19 protein-coding genes are annotated in these 18,626 nt (G+C 71.9%); 9 read left to right on the top strand and 10 right to left on the bottom strand.

Annotation, left to right across the window (positions count from 1 at the left end; all coding sequences use genetic code 11):
• Positions 1–18 precede the first annotated feature (18 nt).
• Genes H283_RS0111005 through H283_RS0110995 form a run of 3 tightly spaced genes read right to left on the bottom strand, consistent with a single transcriptional unit; the run spans position 19 to position 2,156 of the window.
• The gene (locus H283_RS0111005) at positions 19–759 is read right to left on the bottom strand and encodes a cobalt-precorrin-6A reductase (RefSeq protein WP_020143577.1); all 741 of its coding nucleotides are present in this window, start codon (positions 757–759) and stop codon (positions 19–21) included.
• Between the two features lie 2 nt (positions 760–761).
• Complete coding sequence (locus H283_RS0111000; protein ID WP_020143576.1) at positions 762–1,697, bottom strand: MerR family transcriptional regulator; 936 nt, start codon at positions 1,695–1,697, stop codon at positions 762–764.
• Between the two features lie 3 nt (positions 1,698–1,700).
• Positions 1,701–2,156: an SRPBCC family protein gene (locus H283_RS0110995; RefSeq protein WP_020143575.1), complete on the bottom strand. Its 456-nt coding sequence runs from the start codon at positions 2,154–2,156 to the stop codon at positions 1,701–1,703.
• 157 nt (positions 2,157–2,313) lie between these two features.
• Here H283_RS0110995 and H283_RS0110990 point away from each other — a divergent pair, with 157 nt between their 5' ends.
• The 6 genes from H283_RS0110990 to H283_RS0110965 are packed head-to-tail and all read left to right on the top strand — an operon-like array spanning position 2,314 to position 9,162.
• Positions 2,314–3,609 (top strand): NAD(P)/FAD-dependent oxidoreductase, encoded by a 1,296-nt coding sequence (locus H283_RS0110990; RefSeq protein ID WP_020143574.1) that lies wholly within the window; start codon positions 2,314–2,316, stop codon positions 3,607–3,609.
• The gene (locus H283_RS0110985) at positions 3,606–4,361 is read left to right on the top strand and encodes a DUF1365 domain-containing protein (protein ID WP_028785508.1); all 756 of its coding nucleotides are present in this window, start codon (positions 3,606–3,608) and stop codon (positions 4,359–4,361) included. The genes H283_RS0110990 and H283_RS0110985 overlap by 4 nt, the downstream gene beginning before the upstream one ends.
• Complete coding sequence (locus H283_RS0110980; RefSeq protein WP_020143572.1) at positions 4,358–5,635, top strand: cyclopropane-fatty-acyl-phospholipid synthase family protein; 1,278 nt, start codon at positions 4,358–4,360, stop codon at positions 5,633–5,635. The genes H283_RS0110985 and H283_RS0110980 overlap by 4 nt, the downstream gene beginning before the upstream one ends.
• Complete coding sequence (locus H283_RS0110975; RefSeq protein ID WP_020143571.1) at positions 5,635–7,002, top strand: deoxyribodipyrimidine photo-lyase; 1,368 nt, start codon at positions 5,635–5,637, stop codon at positions 7,000–7,002. Before H283_RS0110980 ends, H283_RS0110975 begins: the two co-directional genes overlap by 1 nt.
• 8 nt (positions 7,003–7,010) lie before the next feature.
• Entirely contained in the window at positions 7,011–7,730 is a 720-nt protein-coding gene (locus H283_RS0110970) for a CPBP family intramembrane glutamic endopeptidase (RefSeq protein WP_020143570.1), read from the top strand.
• A 4-nt stretch (positions 7,731–7,734) separates the two neighbouring features.
• A complete protein-coding gene (locus H283_RS0110965; protein WP_020143569.1) occupies positions 7,735–9,162 on the top strand; it encodes a tryptophan-rich sensory protein in 1,428 nt (475 codons plus the stop codon).
• Between the two features lie 3 nt (positions 9,163–9,165).
• Here H283_RS0110965 and H283_RS0110960 read toward each other — a convergent pair whose 3' ends face one another.
• Both H283_RS0110960 and H283_RS0110955 read right to left on the bottom strand, forming a co-directional pair.
• A complete protein-coding gene (locus H283_RS0110960) occupies positions 9,166–10,395 on the bottom strand; it encodes a lipase family protein (protein ID WP_020143568.1) in 1,230 nt (409 codons plus the stop codon).
• A gap of 171 nt (positions 10,396–10,566) precedes the next feature.
• A complete protein-coding gene (locus H283_RS0110955; RefSeq protein ID WP_020143567.1) occupies positions 10,567–11,529 on the bottom strand; it encodes a GlxA family transcriptional regulator in 963 nt (320 codons plus the stop codon).
• Between the two features lie 91 nt (positions 11,530–11,620).
• On the opposite strand from H283_RS0110955, the gene H283_RS27695 reads away from it, so the two are divergent.
• Positions 11,621–11,782, top strand: coding sequence for a hypothetical protein (locus tag H283_RS27695; protein WP_020143566.1), 162 nt, complete (start codon positions 11,621–11,623; stop codon positions 11,780–11,782).
• A gap of 22 nt (positions 11,783–11,804) precedes the next feature.
• Here H283_RS27695 and H283_RS0110945 read toward each other — a convergent pair whose 3' ends face one another.
• Complete coding sequence (locus H283_RS0110945) at positions 11,805–12,650, bottom strand: PHP domain-containing protein (protein ID WP_028785507.1); 846 nt, start codon at positions 12,648–12,650, stop codon at positions 11,805–11,807.
• A gap of 73 nt (positions 12,651–12,723) precedes the next feature.
• On the opposite strand from H283_RS0110945, the gene H283_RS0110940 reads away from it, so the two are divergent.
• On the top strand, positions 12,724–13,116 hold the full coding sequence (locus tag H283_RS0110940; protein WP_020143564.1) for a VOC family protein: 393 nt from the start codon (positions 12,724–12,726) through the stop codon (positions 13,114–13,116).
• 175 nt (positions 13,117–13,291) lie between these two features.
• Here the strand turns inward: H283_RS0110940 and H283_RS0110935 are convergent, their stop codons facing one another.
• Positions 13,292–14,758, bottom strand: coding sequence for an HNH endonuclease signature motif containing protein (locus H283_RS0110935; protein ID WP_020143563.1), 1,467 nt, complete (start codon positions 14,756–14,758; stop codon positions 13,292–13,294).
• Between the two features lie 124 nt (positions 14,759–14,882).
• Positions 14,883–15,815 carry a DMT family transporter gene (locus H283_RS0110930; protein ID WP_156023127.1) on the bottom strand — a complete coding sequence of 311 codons (933 nt, stop codon included), beginning with the start codon at positions 15,813–15,815 and terminating at the stop codon, positions 14,883–14,885.
• A 192-nt stretch (positions 15,816–16,007) separates the two neighbouring features.
• Here H283_RS0110930 and H283_RS0110925 point away from each other — a divergent pair, with 192 nt between their 5' ends.
• Positions 16,008–16,412 (top strand): rhodanese-like domain-containing protein, encoded by a 405-nt coding sequence (locus H283_RS0110925; RefSeq protein WP_020143561.1) that lies wholly within the window; start codon positions 16,008–16,010, stop codon positions 16,410–16,412.
• A gap of 13 nt (positions 16,413–16,425) precedes the next feature.
• On the opposite strand, the gene H283_RS0110920 is transcribed toward H283_RS0110925, so the two are convergent.
• Positions 16,426–17,802, bottom strand: a complete 1,377-nt coding sequence (locus H283_RS0110920; RefSeq protein ID WP_020143560.1) for a glutamate decarboxylase — start codon at positions 17,800–17,802, stop codon at positions 16,426–16,428.
• Positions 17,803–17,837: 35 nt separating this feature from the next.
• Entirely contained in the window at positions 17,838–18,536 is a 699-nt protein-coding gene (locus H283_RS24805) for a hypothetical protein (protein ID WP_156023126.1), read from the bottom strand.
• Positions 18,537–18,626 lie beyond the last annotated feature (90 nt).

Below are 18,626 nucleotides of genomic sequence, written 5' to 3'. Positions count from 1 at the left end.
ACGCGAGGTCGTATGCCGTCAGGCCGGTTTCGCGCCGATCGCGGCCAGGGCCTCCCCCACCGACTCGACGACGGCCACACCGTCGGGCACGGGAGGTCGCCGCACCACGACGACGGGCACGCCGAGGTCGTGCGCGGCACCGAGCTTGGCCTCCGTCAGGGCGCCCCCGGAGTCCTTGGTGAGGAGCACGTCGACGGCCCGGCTCTCGAGCAGCTCGCGCTCGGCGGCGTAGGGGTAGGGCCCGCGCGCCCGCAGCACCTCCCAGGAGGAGGGCACGGCCCAGTCGGGCGGGTCGACGACACGGGCCAGGACGTAGCGGTCGTCCCACGCCGCGAAGGTCTCGAGCTGCTGGCGCCCGGTGGTGAGGAACGGCCGGACCCCGACGCCCTCGGCCGCGACCCGGGCGGCCTCGACGTCATCGACCCAGGTGAACTCCCCGGCGAGCGGGTGGCGGGACCACCCCGGCCGCTGGAGCCGGACGAGCTGCACGCCGACCCGGCCGCAGGCGGCCACGGCGTTGCCCGTGATCTGCGCGGCGAAGGGGTGGGTCGCATCGACGACGACGTCGTAGCCGTGCGTCACGAGGTGTTCGGCGAGGCCGTCGACACCGCCGAAGCCCCCGGTGCGCACCTCGCCGACCGGCAGGGCCGGCGCACTGACCCGCCCGGCGAGGCTCGACACCACGGCGTCGCCGCGCTCGACGAGGCGACCCGCGAGGTCCCGCGCCTCCCCCGTACCTCCGAGGACGAGGACGCGCACGTTCAGGCGGGGATGCGCAGGCGGCGCGTCATCTCGCCCACGGCGACCGTGATCGAGTGGCCGAGGTGCACGCAGGGTCCGCTGATCTCGTTCTGCTGGCTACCCCCGAGCCCGATGACGACCTCCGGGTGGACGCGGGCCACGGTGTCGACGATCTCCTGCGCCGCGGTGATGTCGATGTCGCGCGGCACGGCCATGACCATTCCGGTGGCCCCCCGCGCCTCGATGGCGCGCAGCCAGTCCTCGACGGGCAGGTCGGCGCCGACGTAGACCGTGGCGAAGCCGGCCCGACGCGCGGCCACGGCAAAGGCCAGCAGGCCGAGCTCGTGACGGGCCCCGGGAGGCAGGCCGATGAGGAGGGTCGGCCCGTCGACCCGGCCCGACGCCGCCTCGTAGGCGGCTGCGAGACGGCGCTGGACGGCATACGACACGAGGTGCTCACCGGCGACGGTGAGCCGGCCGTGCGCCCACGCCTCACCGACGAGCTGGAGGGTCGGCATGAGCCAGTCGTCGACGACGTGCTCGAAGGTGCCGAGCGCGAAGCGTGCGTCGAGCACCGCCGTGGCGGACGCGGAGTCGAGCCGCTCGGCCGCGCGGATGAACGCCTCGGCGTCCTCGGACTGGTAGCGCCCACCGGGTCGCAGCGGCGCGACGCGGTTGCCGCGGCTCTCGCGGTCGGCGCGGCCGAAGGGGGCCTCGCGACCAGCGGGGTCGCGGCTCGAGAGCCGCCGGGTCGTCTCGGCGGCGGCCTCGCGGGCCGACCAGCCCTCGTTGACGAGGGAGTTCATGATCGCGAGGGCGCGGACGTCCTCGGGACCGTAGAGGCGGTAGCCGCCGTCGGAGCGCTGGGGACTCACGACACCGTAGCGACGCTCCCAGGCGCGCAGGGTGGCGACGCTGATCCCGGTCAGCTCCGCGGCACGCTTGATGGTGTACATCCGCTACCCCAGCCTGCTCAACGCGTCTCGCATGCCCTGCTCGGCCTCGTCGCCGAGCTTCTTGAACGCCGGCGCGAGCAGCGGGGCGGCGAGCTTGGCGATGCCCTTGAACTCGAAGTCCGCCCGGTAGGTGACCGTCGTGCCCTCGCCCGAGGCCGCTCCCGAGCCGGTCACGGTGCGCACGAACGTCATCGTGTCCTTGGCGACGACCGTCGCGTTCTCGCCTCTCAGCGCGAACCGTTCGTCGGGGACGTGCTCGATGACCAGGTAGTCGAGCTCGGTCTCTCGGCCGAGGAACTTCGACACGTTGTGGTAGCGGGTGCCGAGGCCGCCGTCGCCCGAGACGCGCTCGGTGCGGACGGTCCCGGGGTCCCACTCCGTGGTGTTCGTGAAGTCGCTGAGGTAGGCGAAGACGCGGTCGACCGGGTGTGCCACCGTGACGCTGCGCTCGATCTCCATGCCTTCTCCAACCTTTGACAGACCTTGAACAGCCACTCTACGGTGTGGACGAAGGATGGACAACGCACGACGCGACCGCCATCACTCGAAACCGTCGAACCATCCGGTCGGGGCTCCGCGCCGAACCACACGGGACCACATCAGCCAGGAGGCCTCGGTGACTCGACCGAACCGACCCACCCCGACGACCACACCGTCGACCCGACCGACCGCAGCCGTCATCGGTGCCGGCGTGTCCGGCCTGACCGCCGCCCACGTCCTCAGCGCGACGCACGACGTCACCCTCTTCGAGAGCGACACCCGCCTCGGCGGGCACGCGCACACCCACGACGTCCCCGGGCGTGACGGCAGCCTGCGCATCGACAGCGGCTTCATCGTGCACAACGAGAAGACCTACCCGCACCTGCTGCGCCTCTTCAGCGAGCTCGACGTGCCGACCCAGCCCACCGAGATGAGCATGAGCATCACGTGTGAGGGATGCGGCCTGTCGTATGCCGGTGGGCGCGGTCCCAAGGGGATGTTCGCCCAGAAGCGACGCCTCGCCGACCCCCGCTTCATCCGGATGCTCCGCGACGTCCCGCGCTTCCACGCGGCGGCGCGAGCCCTGCTCGCCGACGAGTCGCAGGACCCCACGTGGGGCGAGTTCCTCACGGACCAGGGCTTCTCCGACTACTTCGTGCGCCACTTCGCGATCCCGCTCGTGGCCTGCGTCTGGTCCTGCGGCGACCTCGACGCGTCGTCCTACCCGGCGCGTCATCTCTTCCGGTTCCTCGACCACCACGGGATGCTGACGGTGACGGGGTCGCCCACCTGGCGCACCGTCACCGGCGGGTCGGCGACCTACGTCGACCGGCTCGCCGAGCGCCTGCCCGACGTGCGCCGGCAGAGCCCGGTGACCGCCGTGACGAGGCACGACGACGGCGTCGACGTGCTCGTGCGTGACGGCCGCACGGCCACCTTCGACCGCGCCGTCATCGCCACGCACGCCGACCAGGCCCTCGACCTGCTCGCCGACGCGACACCCGACGAGAAGCGCGACCTGTCCGCGATCCGCTACTCCCGCAACGAGACCTGGCTGCACCGCGACTCGTCCGTCCTGCCGAAGCCGCGCCAGGCCAAGGCCTCCTGGAACTACCGCATGCACGCGTGCGACGCCCCGGCCCCCGACGTGACCGTCAGCTACTGGATGAACCGCCTCCACGGCATCACCGACGCCGACGACCACGTCGTGACGCTCAACCCGGCCGGCAGCATCGACGAGTCGCTCGTGACGGCGCGGATGTCCTACGACCACCCGATCTTCACGCGCGAGGCCGTCGAGGCCGCGTCGCGCCTGCGCGAGGGCGGCGGCGACCGCCTGGCCTTCGCCGGCGCGCACCTCGGCTGGGGCTTCCACGAGGACGGGTGCCGGTCCGGCGTGGAAGCCGCAGAGTCGTTCGGGGTGCGCTGGTGACGCCCGTTCTGACTCCTCCCGCGGTGCCCGCGCTCGTCGACGGCACCGTGGCCCACTCGCGCCGCACCCCGCTCCACCACAGCTTCACGTACGGTCACTACCAGTGGCTCGTCGACGTCGACCACCTGCCCCGACTCCCCTGGCCCGCAAGGCTGCTCGCACGTTTCGACGTGCGGGACCATCTCGACGAGGGCCGGCTCGGCGGCGGCATCCGCGGGGACGTCGAGCGCTTCCTGGCGGCGCGGGGCGTGTCACTGGCCGCAGAGGACCGGGTCCTCATGCTCGCCAACGCGCGGGTGCTCGGTCACACCTTCGACCCGCTGTCGGTCTTCTGGTGCCTGCGCCCCGACGGCTCGCTCCACGCCGTCGTCTTCGAGGTGCACAACACGTACGGCGAGCGCCACGCCTACCTCCTCGACGTCCACGACGACGGCACCGCGACCGTCGGCAAGGCCTTCTACGTCTCCCCCTTCAACGACACCCGCGGGGAGTATGCCGTCCGCCTCGTCCTCGAGCCCGGTGCCGTCAGCGTCACGGTGGCGCTCGACCGCGACGGCGAGCGGATCATGACCGCCGTCACCCGCGGCACCCCGGAGCCGGCCACGACCCGTGCGCTGCTCCGCCTCGTACGACGTCACGGCCTCGTCACGCAGAGGGTGACCGCCCTCATCCGGGTACACGGCATACGTCTGTGGTTGCGCCGTCTGCCCGTCATGCCCCGCCCCCGACACCCCAAGGAGGCCGTCCGATGACCGCCCAGTCCCCCACCATGGCCCAGCCACTGTGCCTGCGCCGCCCCACCCTGCGGGTCCTGTGCGTGCGCGCCCGGCTGGCCCGCAGCATCCTCGCCCAGGTCGCCAAGCGCGTCCCGGTCGACGTCGTCATGCCGGACGGCTCGCTCCTCGGTGGCGGCGCCCGCCGGACCGACCGCCCGGGGCTCGAGATCGTGCGCCCGACCGCGGTCTTCGAGCGGCTCGCGCACCACCCCAAGATCGGGATCGGCGAGGCCTACATGGCCGGGGACTGGAAGGCCGCCGAGGGCACCGACCTCGCCGAGCTGCTCATGCCCTTCGCCGAGCGCATGACGACGGCCGTCCCCGGGGGGTGGCTGCGGCTGCGCGGCTTCGTCGACCGCCGCATCCCGACGATCCAGAACAACTCGCTGCTCGGCTCGCGCCGCAACATCGAGGCGCACTACGACCTGTCCAACGACCTCTTCGCGACCTTCCTCGACGAGACGATGAGCTACAGCTCGGCGATCTTCGACGAGGACCAGCCGCTGCGCACGCAGTCCTTCGAGGAGGCTCAGCTGCGCAAGGTCCACGCGATCCTCGACATGGCCAAGGTCGGCCAGGACAGCCGTGTCCTCGAGATCGGCACCGGCTGGGGCACGCTCGCCCTGGAGGCGGCGCGGCGCGGTGCCACGGTCACGAGCGTGACGCTCTCCAAGGAGCAGGCGGCGCTCGCCCGGCAGCGCGTGGCCGACGCCGGGTTCACCGACACCGTCGACATCCGCATCCAGGACTACCGCGAGGTCGAGGGTGTCTACGACGCCGTCGTCAGCGTCGAGATGATCGAGGCCGTCGGCGAGGAGTACTGGGAGACCTACTTCCGCACCATCGACGAGCGCCTCGCCCCGGGCGGCATCGCCGCCGTCCAGGCGATCCTCATGTCGCACGAGCGGCTCATGGCGACGAAGCACTCCTACGGCTGGATCCAGAAGCACATCTTCCCCGGCGGGCTCATCCCGAGCCTCCAGGCGATGAGCGAGACGACCGACGCAGGGACGACGCTGCGCATGTCGGCGGTCGAGGCCTTCGGCACCGACTACGCCGAGACACTGCGGCGCTGGCGCGAGACCTTCCTCGCCCGCTGGCCCGAGGTGCACGCCCTCGGCTTCGACGAGACCTTCCGCCGCAAGTGGGAGTTCTACCTCGCCTACTGCGAGGCCGGATTCGCCACCGGCTACCTCGACGTGGCCCAGGTGCGCTTCGAGCGGGAGGGCGCCGCGGCCGCGGCCTCGTGATGGCTCCGTCGACGACGTCGATCCTGTGGTTCCGCCGCGACCTGCGGCTGAACGACCACCCGGCGCTGCTCGCGGCTGTCGACGCGGCCAGCCACGTCCTGCCCGTCTTCGTCCTCGACCCGCGCCTGCTCGAGACCGACACGCCCCGCAGCCGGCGACTGCTCGCCTCCCTCGCGTCACTGTCGAAGGACACCCGCGGGGCGCTCGTCGTCCGGCGCGGTGACCCCGTCGACGTCATCACCCGACTCGCGGAGGAGGTCGGCGCGACGCAGGTGCACGTCTCGCGGGAGACGACGCCCTACGGCCGCCGCCGCGACGAGGCCGTCGAGAAGGCCCTGGCCGAGGACGGCCGCGAGCTCGTCGCCACGGGGACGCCGTATGCCGTCGGGCCGGGTCGCATCGTCAACCAGTCGGGCTCGCCGTACAAGGTCTTCACGCCGTTCTCCAAGGCGTGGCACCAGCACGGGCGGCCGGCTCCTGCCGCACGCCCCAAGCGGATCCCGTGGCTGCGCGACGACGTCCGCAGCGACCCGCTCCCCGAGGTGCCCGACCTGTCCCGGCTCGAGGCCGGCGAGGCGGCGGCGCTCAGGCGGTGGGAGAGCTTCCTCCACGACGGGCTCACGGCATACGACAAGGAACGCGACCGACCCGACCTCGACACGACGAGCCGACTGTCGGCGCCCCTCAAGTACGGCGAGATCCACCCCCGCACGATGCTCGCCGACATCGCGGCGCACTCGGCGGGGCGGTCGCAGGCCGCGAGCACCTACGTGACCGAGCTGATCTGGCGCGAGTTCTACGCCGACGTGCTGTGGCACCACCCGGACTCGGCGTGGCACGACCTCCGGCCCGAGCTCGCGAAGCTGCCCTACGACTCGGGCGCCGAGACCGACCGGCTCGTCGACGCGTGGCGCGAGGGGCGCACCGGCTACCCCGTCGTCGACGCCGGCATGCGCCAGCTGCTCGCGGAGGGATGGATGCACAACCGCGTCCGGATGATCACCGCGAGCTTCCTCACCAAGGACCTCCACGTCTGGTGGCCGGTCGGGGCGCAGCACTTCCTCGACCACCTCATCGACGGCGACATCGCCTCGAACAACCACGGCTGGCAGTGGGTCGCCGGCACGGGCACCGACGCCTCGCCCTACTTCCGCGTCTTCAACCCGGTGACGCAGGGGAAGAAGTTCGACCCCGACGGGGAGTACGTCCGGCGCTGGGTTCCGGAGCTCGCGCACCTGCCGGGTGGCGCGGCCCACGAGCCGTGGAAGCACGACAACGGGTACGAGCACGAGTATCCCCAGCGGGTCGTCGACCATGATGACGAGCGCAAGGAGACCCTGGCCCGCTACGAGCGCGCCCGAGGCTAGGAGACGAGATGCGGGGCCCCGTGACCGAGCTGCGTGCGTTCGTCAACGCCGCGCTCATCGAGAAGGTGGAGCGCGACCACCGCGACCCCGACGACGTCTTCCGGCGCCGCCAGGTCGTCGTCGCGCTCACCTTCGTCGTGGGCACCGCGGTGCTGGCCTGGGCGCTGCGGATCACCCCGGGCGACCCCCTCTTCTACGTCGCGACGCTCGCCCTGGCGGCGGTGTGGCTCGTCGGCGCGCTGCTGTCCGGCCCCCTGCACGCGGGCATGGGGCACACCCGTCGTGGGGAGACGGCCCGGCCGATCGTGCAGTCCCTCGTGCTCGGCGTGCTGCTTCTCGTCCTCTTCCTCGTCGGGGCGCTCGTCGTCGCCCGCATCCCCGTGCTCCGCGAGCCGGTCGACCAGCTGCTCGACCACGCCCGGTTCGGGGCGTTCTCGGCGGTGCTCGCCATCACCTTCGTCAACGGTGTCGTCGAGGAGCTCTACTTCCGCGGCGCCCTCTACGCCGCCCTCCCCCGCCACCAGGTGACCCTGACGACCCTGCTCTACGCCCTGACCACCGTCGGCAGCGGCATCCCGCTGCTCGTCCTGGCGGCTGCCGTCATCGGTCTCGTGACCGCCCTGCAGCGCCGGGTCACGGGTGGCTTCCTCGGCCCGATCATCACGCACGTCGTGTGGTCGACGGGCATGCTCCTGCTCCTCCCACCCGCCCTCGAGCTGACCAGGTGACCCCATGAACCCTGCCCCGAACGCCACCACGACCGACGACACTCCGCGCCGCGCCCTCGTCACGGGCGCCTCCGGGTACGTCGGCGGGCAGGTCGTGCCGCGGCTGCTCGACGAGGGCTGGACGGTGCGGGTGCTGACCCGCCGCCGCGCCTCGATGGACGACAAGCCCTGGGTCGACCGGGTCGAGGTTGCCGAGGGCGACGTCGCGTCGGCCGACGACATGCGCCGCGCGCTCGAGGACGTCGACGCGGCGTGGTACCTCGTGCACTCGATGGACGACAAGCCCGACTTCGCCGAGCGCGACCGGGAGGCGGCGACGCACTTCTCGGAGGCTGCGAAGGAGGCCGGCGTCTCGCGCATCGTCTACCTCGGCGGTCTGCACCCCGACGACGAGGTGCTCTCGCCGCACCTCGCCTCGCGCGTCGAGGTCGGCCGCATCCTGCTCGACTCGGGCGTGCCGACCGCGGTGCTCCAGGCCGCCGTCGTGCTCGGTGACGGGTCGGCGTCGTTCGACATGCTGCGCTACCTCACGACCCGCCTGCCGGCGATGGTCGCGCCGAAGTGGCTCGACAACAAGATCCAGCCGATCGCCATCGACGACGTCGTGACGCTGCTCGTCGGCGCGGGCGACCTGCCGCCGGAGGTCAACCGCACCTTCGACATCGGGGGACCCGAGGTGCTGACCTACCGCGAGATGATCGGCCGATTCTCCGACGCGACGGGCCGGCGCCGCCCGGTCGTCGTGACCGTGCCGGTGCTGACGCCGCGACTCGCGAGCCACTGGGTCGGGCTCGTCACCCCGATCTCGGCGGGGCTGGCCAAGCCGCTCGTCGGCAGCCTCGTCCACGAGGTCGTCGCCAAGGAGGACGACATCCGGGACCACGTCGACGTCCCCGGTGGCTACATCGACTTCGACACCGCCGTGAAGTCGGCGATGCGCACCGCGAAGCCCGACACGGCCATGCGCAACCTCGCGCTGACGAGCGCTGCGACGGTCGCGAGCGCTGTTGCGGGTTCGCTTGTGACGCAGCCCGACTCACGCTGGTACCGCTCTCTCGACCTGCCGGACTGGCAGCCGCCGACGCTCGCCTTCCCGGTGGTGTGGACCGCGCTCTACGCCGACATCGCGGCGACGTCCGCGACGGCGCTCAACGCGTACGACAAGGCCGGTGACACGGAGGGACGCAACGCCTACCTCAAGGCCTTCGGGACCAACCTCGCCCTCAACACGGCGTGGAGCGTGCTCTTCTGGCGCGTGCGCAAGCCGTGGGTGGCCGCCGCGGAGGCGGCCCTGCTCACGGCGAGCTCGGCGGACCTCGCCCGGCGCGCCGGCACCGTCAGCAAGGGGGCCGGGATCGCCCTGTCGCCGTATGCCGTGTGGTGCGGTTTCGCGACCGCCCTCTCGACCGCGATCGCGCGCCGCAACCGCTGACGGTCACAGCCACCAGCAGTCGGAGACCTGTGGGAGCCCGGCGACGCGCGCCTCGAGGAAGGCGTACTGCTTGGCGAAGGACGGCACCGCGCCGCCGACGTGGGTCGGGGTGATGTTCGGGGAGAAGGCGACGTTCGCGCCGCGGGCGCACCAGTCGTGCGCGAGACCGCGCCCGACGGCATACGGGATAACGTCGTCGAGGACGGAGTGCGTGACGAGCACCGGGACGGCAGGCTTCAGCCGGCCGATGCGCTGCTCGGCGACGATCGATCGGAAGGGCTCGGCCGCGGCGAGCTCGGTGAGGGTGCGGCCGTCCTTCGTCAGGGCGCTCGAGCGGGTGAAGGCGTGCAGCGCGATCGACTCGCCGACGCACTCGCCCGTGACGGCGGCGATGACGGAGGCGCCGCGGGCGTTGAGGAAGCCGTCGAGGTCGAGGCCGTAGGCGGCGGACTGGCCGGCGACGGCGTAGAGCGCGAAGGCGGAGTAGAGACCGCCGTCGAGGTGGTCGGCGACGGCGCCGAGCTCCGCGGGGACGGCGCCCGTGACCGCACCCTCGAGCCTCAGCTCCGGGGCGTAGGTGGGCGCGAGCTCCACGGCTGCGGCACTCGCACCACCGCCCTGGCTGTAGCCGGCCAGCAGGACCGGGCCGGCGCTCGGCAGCCCCGTGCCGGGCAGGCGCTGGGCCGCGCGCACCATGTCGAGCACGGCGTGCGCCTGGGCCTCGCGGACCATGTAGGTGTGGGTGCCGGGGGTGCCGAGGCCCTGGTAGTCGGTCATGGCGACGGCGTAGCCGCGGGTCAGCAGGCCGGAGATGAAGGCACCTTCGTACTCCGAGCCGGCCGCGAGCTGACGGCTCGGGGCGCACTGGTCACCCATGCCCTGGGTGCCGGCGGCGTAGCCGATGAGGGGTCGCTGGCCCGGACCGAACCACGGGACCGGCGGCACGAGGACCGTGCCCGTGACGGCGATCGGGGCACCGCTGCGGTCTCGGCTGACGTACATGACACGAGTGGCGCGCGCGGTCGAGGGAACGGCCTCGAGAGGGTCGAGATGGAAGGTCATCGGCTCGGCCCTCAGCACCGTGCCGGGCGTTCCCGTGACCGGCGCGGGAGGGTCGTAGAAGCCGGCCGCCCGGGCTGTCGTCACCGGCGACATGACCGCCGCGGCGATCGCGAGCACGACGACGCCGATGGCGCGACGGGTGCGGGACGGGCGATCGGTCGACCGATGCATGGCGGCGTTCTCCTCCGGGCGGCGGGACGACGTCGGTGGCGTCCACTGCCCAGCAACTTACTGACGGTAACCACGCATGTCGCGCCGAAGCTGCAGCGGGAGGCGGGGTGTGACCATGTCTTCGACGGTCTAGCGCCCACCCGACAGTCCGTCAGACAGTGCTCGCGAGGGTCAGGCCGAGGCCGGCTGCTTCGTGAAGGCACGGCGGTACGCGACCGGCGGGATGCCGATCTCGCGCTGGAAGTGGTGCCGCAGCACGGCCGCCGTCGCGAAGCCGCTCTCCCGGGCGATCCGCTCGATGTCGAGGTCCGTCGACTCGAGCAGGTGACGTGCCCGGAGCACCCGTTGGCTCGTCAGCCACTTGTGCGGAGTCGTCCCGACCTCGGCGGTGAAGCGCCGCGCGAAGGTGCGCTCCGACATGGCCGCCCGCTTGGCGAGCGAGGGGATCGAGTGCTCCTCGTCGAGGCGCTCCGCGACCCACTCCATGACGTCCTGGAGGCCCTCGCACGGCTCGGACGGGACGGGCGTCTCGACGAACTGGCGCTGCCCACCGGAGCGGTGCGGCGGGACGACCATGCGGCGCGCGATGCGGGTCGCGACCTCCGAGCCGAGCTCGGTGCGCACGATGTGCAGGCACGCATCGATGCCGGCTGCCGTGCCGGCGCTCGTCAGGACCGGGCCGTCCTCGACGTAGAGGACGTCGAGGTCCACGCACGCGCGTGGGTGCTCGTCGGCCAGCCGGGCGGCATACCTCCAGTGGGTCGTGCACTCACGGCCGTCGAGCAGGCCGGCGGCGGCGAGCTGGAAGGCGCCCGAGCAGACGGAGAGGACACGTCCGCCGTTCGCCGCCGTGTCGCGGAGGATGTCGAGGACGTCCGGGTCGTAGGGACCGTCGACCGCTCCGCCGGGGATGGCGACGAGGTCGGCACCCCGGGCGGCCTCGAGGGGGAAGGGCGCGACGATGCTGAGGCCGCTCGTCGTGCGGAGCACCTCACCCGGGCGTGCCGAGCAGACGCGGAAGTCGAAGGCCGGGACGCCGTCGTCGGTCCGGTCGATGCCGAAGACCTCACAGAGGACGCCGAGCTCGAACATGGCCACGGGCTCCTGGGCGATGACGGCGATGGTGCGCAACATCCGGCCAGCATGGCACGTTTGGCAGGATCTTGTCGATCATCGACAGTTCTGCCACTCGTGGCGGGATCGTGATGAGCGCAGACTTTCTGCCATGGACATCATCTTCTTCTTCCTCATGATCATCGCCATCGTCGCGGCCCTCGAGCCGCACCACCGCCGGACGTTCTCGCTGCCGCGCGCTCCCTTCGGTGCCGACGCCGAGGCCGACCGCGACATCGAGCGCGTCCTGCACGACGTGCCCGCCGCCCACTGAACCCCGCACCCGTCGCGCACCGTCAGTCGATGCGCCCCCAGAGGTCGTGCGGGTCGCGGCCCGGTCGGAAACCGCAGGCCTCGGCAAGGTGTCGGGCCTCGCGGAACCGACGGGCGAGCGACGCGGGCTCGTGCGCGTCGCTGCCGAAGCTCACCGCGCCGCCGCCGACCTCGTGCCACCAGCGAACGACCGTCGGGTGCAGCGGCAGCACCGTGTTGATCTCGAGCACCTTGCCGGCCTCGGCGATTGCCTCGAGGGCCCGACGGAACTCCTCCTCGAAGTCCGCCGGGTCGAAGGGGCCGTCCGTGGCCTCGTCCCAGGAGCGGACGGGATAGTCGATGTGCGCGAGGACCTCGAACGTGTCGTCGGCCGAAACCATGGTTGCGACGTCCCGCAGGTAGTCGCGGACGATGTCCGCGGCGGGCCTGCGGCCGAAGAGCTCGCCAGGCTCGGTCCAGCCGTCGCCGTCGGGCAGGCAGTGCAGAGACCCGAGGACCCGGTCGAACGTGCCGGCCGAGAGCACCCGGGCGACGGCCTCCGGGTGCAGGTGCGGCTCGCCGAGCTCGAGCCCGGTGAGGATGCGCAGGCCGGGATGGCGCTGCCGGCACTCCGCGACCGCCTCGAGGTAGCCCGCTGCGTCGAACGGGCCGGGAGTCACGAGACCGTCGGGCGACGCGAAGCTCAGCAGGTGCGCACCCTCGTCGACGTGTGAGCGGACGAGAGACCAGACGGTGTGGTCGACGTGCTCGGTGAACGCGACGGCCGGAAGCCCCAGCTCGATGGCCCTCGCGCACGTGCGGTCCATCGATCCCTGGGCCGCGTCCCACGACCACTCGCTGTGCACATGACTGTCGGCCGGCAGCGTCATCCGACCACGCTAGGCCCGGCCGCCCAGGAATCGGCGGCTCACGACCGTCCGACCCGGATGACAGGGTGGCGGCATGACCTCCCCCGCACAGCCCCCTGTCGGCCGACTGGCCTCCATCTCGCTCGACTGCCCCGACCCGTCGGTCCTCGCCGACTTCTACGGCGCCCTGCTCGGGCTGCCGCGCGCCTACGTGAGCCCGGACGGAGGGGTCGTGTCGCTCTCCGAGGGCGGCGTCGCCCTGACGATGATGCGCGCCACCGACCACGTGCCGCCCACGTGGCCGGCGCCGGGCCAGCAGCAGCAGCTGCACCTGGACGTCCTCGTCACCGACCTCGGGCCGGCCGTCGAGCAGGCGGTCGCCCTCGGCGCCCGTCAGGCGGAGCACCAGCCGGCACCGAACGCCTGGCGGGTGCTGCTCGACCCGGCCGGACACCCGTTCTGCCTCACGACCGTCACCGGCGACTGAGCGCACCGCCGCGGCGGCCGCCGAGACCCGGACCCCGCCCCGCACCGTCACGCGAGGGACGGCCCACCACTGGATCCGGGACAGGCGTCAGCTGGGTTGCGACGCCCCGTCGGGGCCAGCGCCAAGTCGAGGTCAACGCCCCGTCGGGGCCGACGCCCCGTCGGGGCCAACGCCCTCAGAAGGGTGGCGGGTCATCAGCTGGTTCGGCTGCAAGTGGTTCGGCTGCCGAGGGCGGCCCGGGCGGTGGGCCGGAGCCGGGGTCACGAAGGGCTTCGCGCCAGTCCTTGGGATAGGTGACGTAGTCGCGGCCCGCGAGCGAGGACCAGGAGATGCCGGCGTCGTCGACCCGCTCGACCTGCCAGACTCCGGCGGTCTTGCCGTTGTGGCAGCCCCTGCTCAGGGAGTCGAGGTTGGAGACGTGGGTGCGGCCCACCGGCCACGGTACGAGGTGGTCGACGTCGCACCGGTCGGCCGGGACCTGGCACCCGGGTGCGCGGCAGACACCGTCGACGGCTCGCACGTGCTCGATCATCGCGGCGGTCGGGCGGTAGCAGTCGGTGGAGAGCTCGAGGGCTCGGCCGGTGTCGACGTCGACGGCGAGGCGCTGCCACACCGAGCCCGGTGCAGTCATGATCTGGCGGGCATGGGCGGCCGTGACCCAGCCGTGGCCGGGCAGCTCGCACGCGGCGTGTGACATCCCGACCGCTACCTCGAACGGCACGACGACGCGGACGCTCGCGGGCGCGGCGTCGGACAGCAGGCCCATGTAGGTGGGCCCCTGCTCGCCGCCGAGACCTGCGCCCGCCGCGGACGGCACGACGCCGAAGAGGGCGAGGTCGCAGAGCAGGTCGCTGCGCAGCTGGTCCAGGCTGCGGTCGTCGCCACCCGCTCGGGCGACCCGAGCCAGAGCATCGACCCGGTCGAGCACACCGACGACCCGCTCGGCCGGCGCGACGACGGTGAACATCCCCATGCCGTCCTCGACGAGGCGGCCGTACGCCGTGCGGCGCAGACGGGAGGACCGGCGACGCTCCTCGGCGGGACGGGAGTCGGCCGAGCGGACGCACCGCTGCAACCGCGTGGCGAAGAGGCGCTGAGAGGCGACCGAGCCGTCCGGCGCCGGCGCGAGCACCGTGACCTCGAGGTCGGGGAGGACGTCGTCGCCGAGCGCCCGCGTCTCGACGACGACGCGTAGGGCTCGTTGGAGACTGACGGCGCCGGCCCGCAGGCGCTCACGCAGCACCCGGTGACGCCGGGGTGCGGTCGCGAGCTCGAGCCGTCGGGCGACCTCGGTCGCGCCCACCCCGGTCGCGCAGGCGATCTCCTGCGCGACGACCTGGTCAGCCGTGATCGGGACAGGTGACGTCGTCGTCAGACGGGCGAGCTGCTGCTCCTCGACGGAGTGCAGCGCGGCGTAGGCGTCGACGAGACGGCCCTCGAGACGGGCCTTCTGGACCTCGAGGCGCTCGATCTGCGACAGCACCGCGTCAGCCGCGTCGTTCAACGTGGGTGACGCGCTGCGCTCCTGCGCGCGCTCGCTGACGGCCTTCGCCCGCCCGAGCAGCCAGACGACGCGGGGATTGAGCCCACTGCCACCGGTAGCCGCGTCGGGCGCCGGACGCCCGGTGTCGAGGAATGGCACGAACTCACTCCTCCCACTCGGGTCGCCGACTCCTCCATTAGAACACATGTTCGACTCGGTGGGAAGGGCTGTCCACAACCCGCATCCTCCGATCCCGTTGCGTCGCAAGAGGATCGGATCGCGCTCAATCCTCTGCGGTCGCAGCGACCCGCGGCTTGCGTCGCGTCAGCAGGACCCCGGCGATGCACAACGCCCCACCGACGAAGGTGAGGGGCGGCGGCACCTCGGACAGCAGCGCCCAGGCGATGAGCGTCGCGATGAACGGCACGAGGAACGTCGTCAGCGTCAGCGTGCCGGCATCGCTGCGTGCCAGGACGTAGGCCCACGTCGAAAAGGCGATGGCGGTCGGGAAGATGCCGAGGTAGGCGATCCACCACAAGGTGCTCGGGTCTCTGTCACGCACCACGCTCACGAGCTCGCCACTCCACGGCAGGCACACGACGGCGCCGATGACGCAGGCGAGCCACGTGACCTCGGGACCCGGCAACCGCCCGAGGAGAGGCTTCTGCGCAAGGACGCCCACGGCATACGTCACCGCGGCCAGGACGGCGAGCCACACGCCCACCATGTCGCCGGAGTCGCCCGAGGAGAAGCCGCGCGCGATGACGACGACGCCCGCGAAGCCGACGGCCATGCCGATGAGCAGCCAGCGCGTCATCTTCTCGCCGAGGAAGACCGTGGCGAGGAGGGCGACGATGATCGGTCCGATCTGCACGATGAGCGCAGAGGTGCCGGCGTCGATGCGCCGCTCGGCCTCGTTGAGGGCGAGGTTGTAGATGCCGAACCAGCCGACGCCGCAGAGCAGCAGCAGGGGCCAGTCGCGGCGGGCCGGCCAGGTGCGCGGACGTCGGAAGACGAGCACCCCGAGGGCGACCGACGCGACGAGCAGACGCCCGAGCGACAGCGCGCCCGGCGGCACGTCTCGGCCCAGGTGGCGGATCGCGACGAACGCGGACGCCCACAGCAGGAGCGTCACGGCCACGGCAGCCAGGACGAGCCACCTCGCACGGCGAGCGCTGGGCGGGGCCTGGGATGCAGTGCGGGAGTCCACGGTCACCCGACGACCGTAGGCGTCGACACCGACAGTGCGCCGCCGGTTTTCCGGTCAGATGTCCTCCACATCCCGCCACCGCGGACGGGTGGTCAGGGGTCGGGCAGCACACGCGTCAACACCCGCCCGTGTGGCACGGTGGACGTGCCCAGCGCCAGGGGTGCCGACCCGTCGCTGCCCGTTCCGAGAGGCCAGACCATGTCCCGACCCCGCACCATCGACGAGGTCCTCGCCGAGGCTCGCGGTCGCCTCCACCGGCTCACCCCCGAGCAGGCCGAGGCGGCACGTGCGGACGGCGCGCTCGTCGTCGACATCCGCCCCGCGGCCCAGCGTGCGGCCGAGGGCGAGCTGCCCTTCGCGACGGTGATCGAGCGCAACGTCCTCGAGTGGCGTCTCGACCCCTCGAGCGACGCCTCGCTGCCCGTCGCGAGCCACGACCTCCAGGTGGTCGTCCTCTGCCAGGAGGGCTACACGTCCAGCCTGGCTGCGGCCGCGCTACAGGACCTCGGCATCCACCGCGCCACCGACGTCATCGGGGGGTATGCCGCCTGGCGAGCGTGGCGCGCGTCCGCAGCGCAGGCGGTCGCCGACGACGGGTCATGACGCGGCAGCCGGCTCAGTGGCCCGAACCGACGACCATCTTGGCTCGCTCCGACTCGTGTGCCCCACCCTTGGCCGCGAGCGTCCTGCAGGCCTCCTCGATGTCGCGGGCCAGGGTGTCGACGTGCTCGCGGCTCATCGTCTCCTTGACCAGGGCACGCATGATCGTGATGTCCTGCGCGTCGGGAGGCAGCGTGTAGGCGGGCACCATCCAGCCGCGCTCGGCGGACAGCTGCCAGGCGATGTCGAACTCGTCGTAGTCGTGCTCGCCGGACAGCCGGAAGGCGACGAGCGGCAGCTGCTCCTCGTGCCGGCCGATCAGCTCGAAGCGCTCCATCGCCTCGAGCTGGTCGCCGAGCGCCCGGGCGTTCGCCTGCATGTTGCGCATGATGTAGGTGTAGCCCTCGCGGCCGTATCGCACGAGGTTGTAGTACTGCGCCAGCACCATCGCCGACCCCGTCGAGAAGTTCAGGGTGAAGGTCGAGTCGGTCTTTCCGAGATAGTTCTCCTTGAAGACCAGATCCGGTGCCAGGTCGGCGACCTCCCGGAAGATCAGCCAGCCGATGCCCGGATAGACGAGGCCGAACTTGTGTCCGGAGACGTTGATCGACCGCACCTGTTCGAGCCGGAAGTCCCAGGGTGAGTCCGGGTAGAGGAACGGCCACACGAAGCCGCCGCTGGCCCCGTCGACGTGCAGCGGCACGTCGAGGCCACGCTCCTGCTTGATCCGGACGAGCAGGTCGTTGATGCCGACGATGTCGTCCTTGTGGCCGGTGAAGGTCGTGCCGAGCACTGCGGCGACCCCGATCGTGTTCTCGTCCACGTGCGGCGCGACGTCCTCCGGGCCGATCGTGTACTTCCCCGGCTGGAGCGGCACGATCCGCGGCTCGACGTCGAAGTAGCGGCAGAACTTCTCCCAGACGACGTGCACGTCGCCGCCGAAGACCAGGTTGGGGCGCTCCGCGCCGCCGCCCTCCGCCTGGCGCCGGGTGCGCCAGTTCCACTTCAGCGACAGGCCGCCGAGCATGATCGCCTCGGACGAGCCTTGGGTGCGCGCCCCGGTCGTCTCGCCCGGGGCGTGGAACAGGTCGGCGAGCATCCGGATGCAGCGCTGCTCGATCTCGGCCGTACGCGGATACTCTGCGTGGTCGATGAAGTTGCGGTGCAGGTTCTGCGCGATGATCTGCTGCGCCTCCGGCTCCATCCACGTCGTGACGAACGTCGCGAGGTTGCGACCCGGGTCTCCTTCGAGGGCGAGGTCCTCCGCGACCAGGCGCATCGCGTCCAGCGCGCTCATCCCCGTGACCGGGAACTCGCGGCTGGGCACCTCCTCGGTCGCGAAGCGGTTGCCGTAGAGCGCTGACATGGCGCTGAGCTCGGACGGTGTGGACATGCGCTACTCCTTGGGGTGGGGCCTGGGCATCGGGGCTAGGGACTCGCGGGCGTGGCGGTGGCGACGGCACGACGCCACGCCGGGAGCATGAGTGCCGCGCCGACGAGGAAGCACACGGCGCCCCAGAAGGTCCCGGCGACGGCGAGACGCGTGTCCAGCAGCGCGTCCGTGCTCGGCACGACGAAGCTGGCGACCGCCGAGGCCATGAAGAGCACGGAACCGAGCATGTTGAGCCAGGCGATCCGCCACGGGAACGACTGGAGCTGGACGCTGAGGAACCGATCCGAGACCGCGAGCACGGCGCAGGCGCTCGCCACGAGGAAGAGCACCGACCCGTAGAGGTCCGGGCGCCACACGTAGCGGTCGGACTCGGCGGCTGTCGCGTTGTGGGTCAGGGCGGCGACGGTGCTGATGTTGAAGAACAGTGTCCCGGGGAACTGGATGGCGGCGGCGAGCCAGTTGCGGTCATGCGGCAGCCAGCCCCACAGCCGCACCCGGGCGGGCTCGTGCTGAGTGACCTCGTCGACGGCGGTCGTCGAGGGGCTCTGCGACTGCACGAGCTGGCAGTACGAAGCGCTGGTGAAGAAGACCGAGCCGACGACGTAGGTGACGCCATCGACCCATCCCCCGACGCCATTGAGATAGGCAGGCACGGATCCCAGCACGAAGCACCCCGACCCGGCCATGAAGAGGCCGGCGATCGCCACGTTCAGGCGTTCTGGTCGCACCCTCATCCTCGGCTCGCTCCCGTAGACGGGTCGAAGACTCCACTATCGACCGCCGCTCGTCGCCGCGGCTCACCCCCTGCGGGTGACTGGGACGGC

It is taken from the genome of Terracoccus sp. 273MFTsu3.1, from assembly GCF_000383675.1.
In the GTDB taxonomy this organism is placed as follows: Bacteria; Actinomycetota; Actinomycetes; order Actinomycetales; family Dermatophilaceae; genus Terrabacter.
The sequence above is the reverse complement of the archived record's forward strand: the minus strand, read 5'-3'. Positions and strand labels throughout refer to the sequence as shown.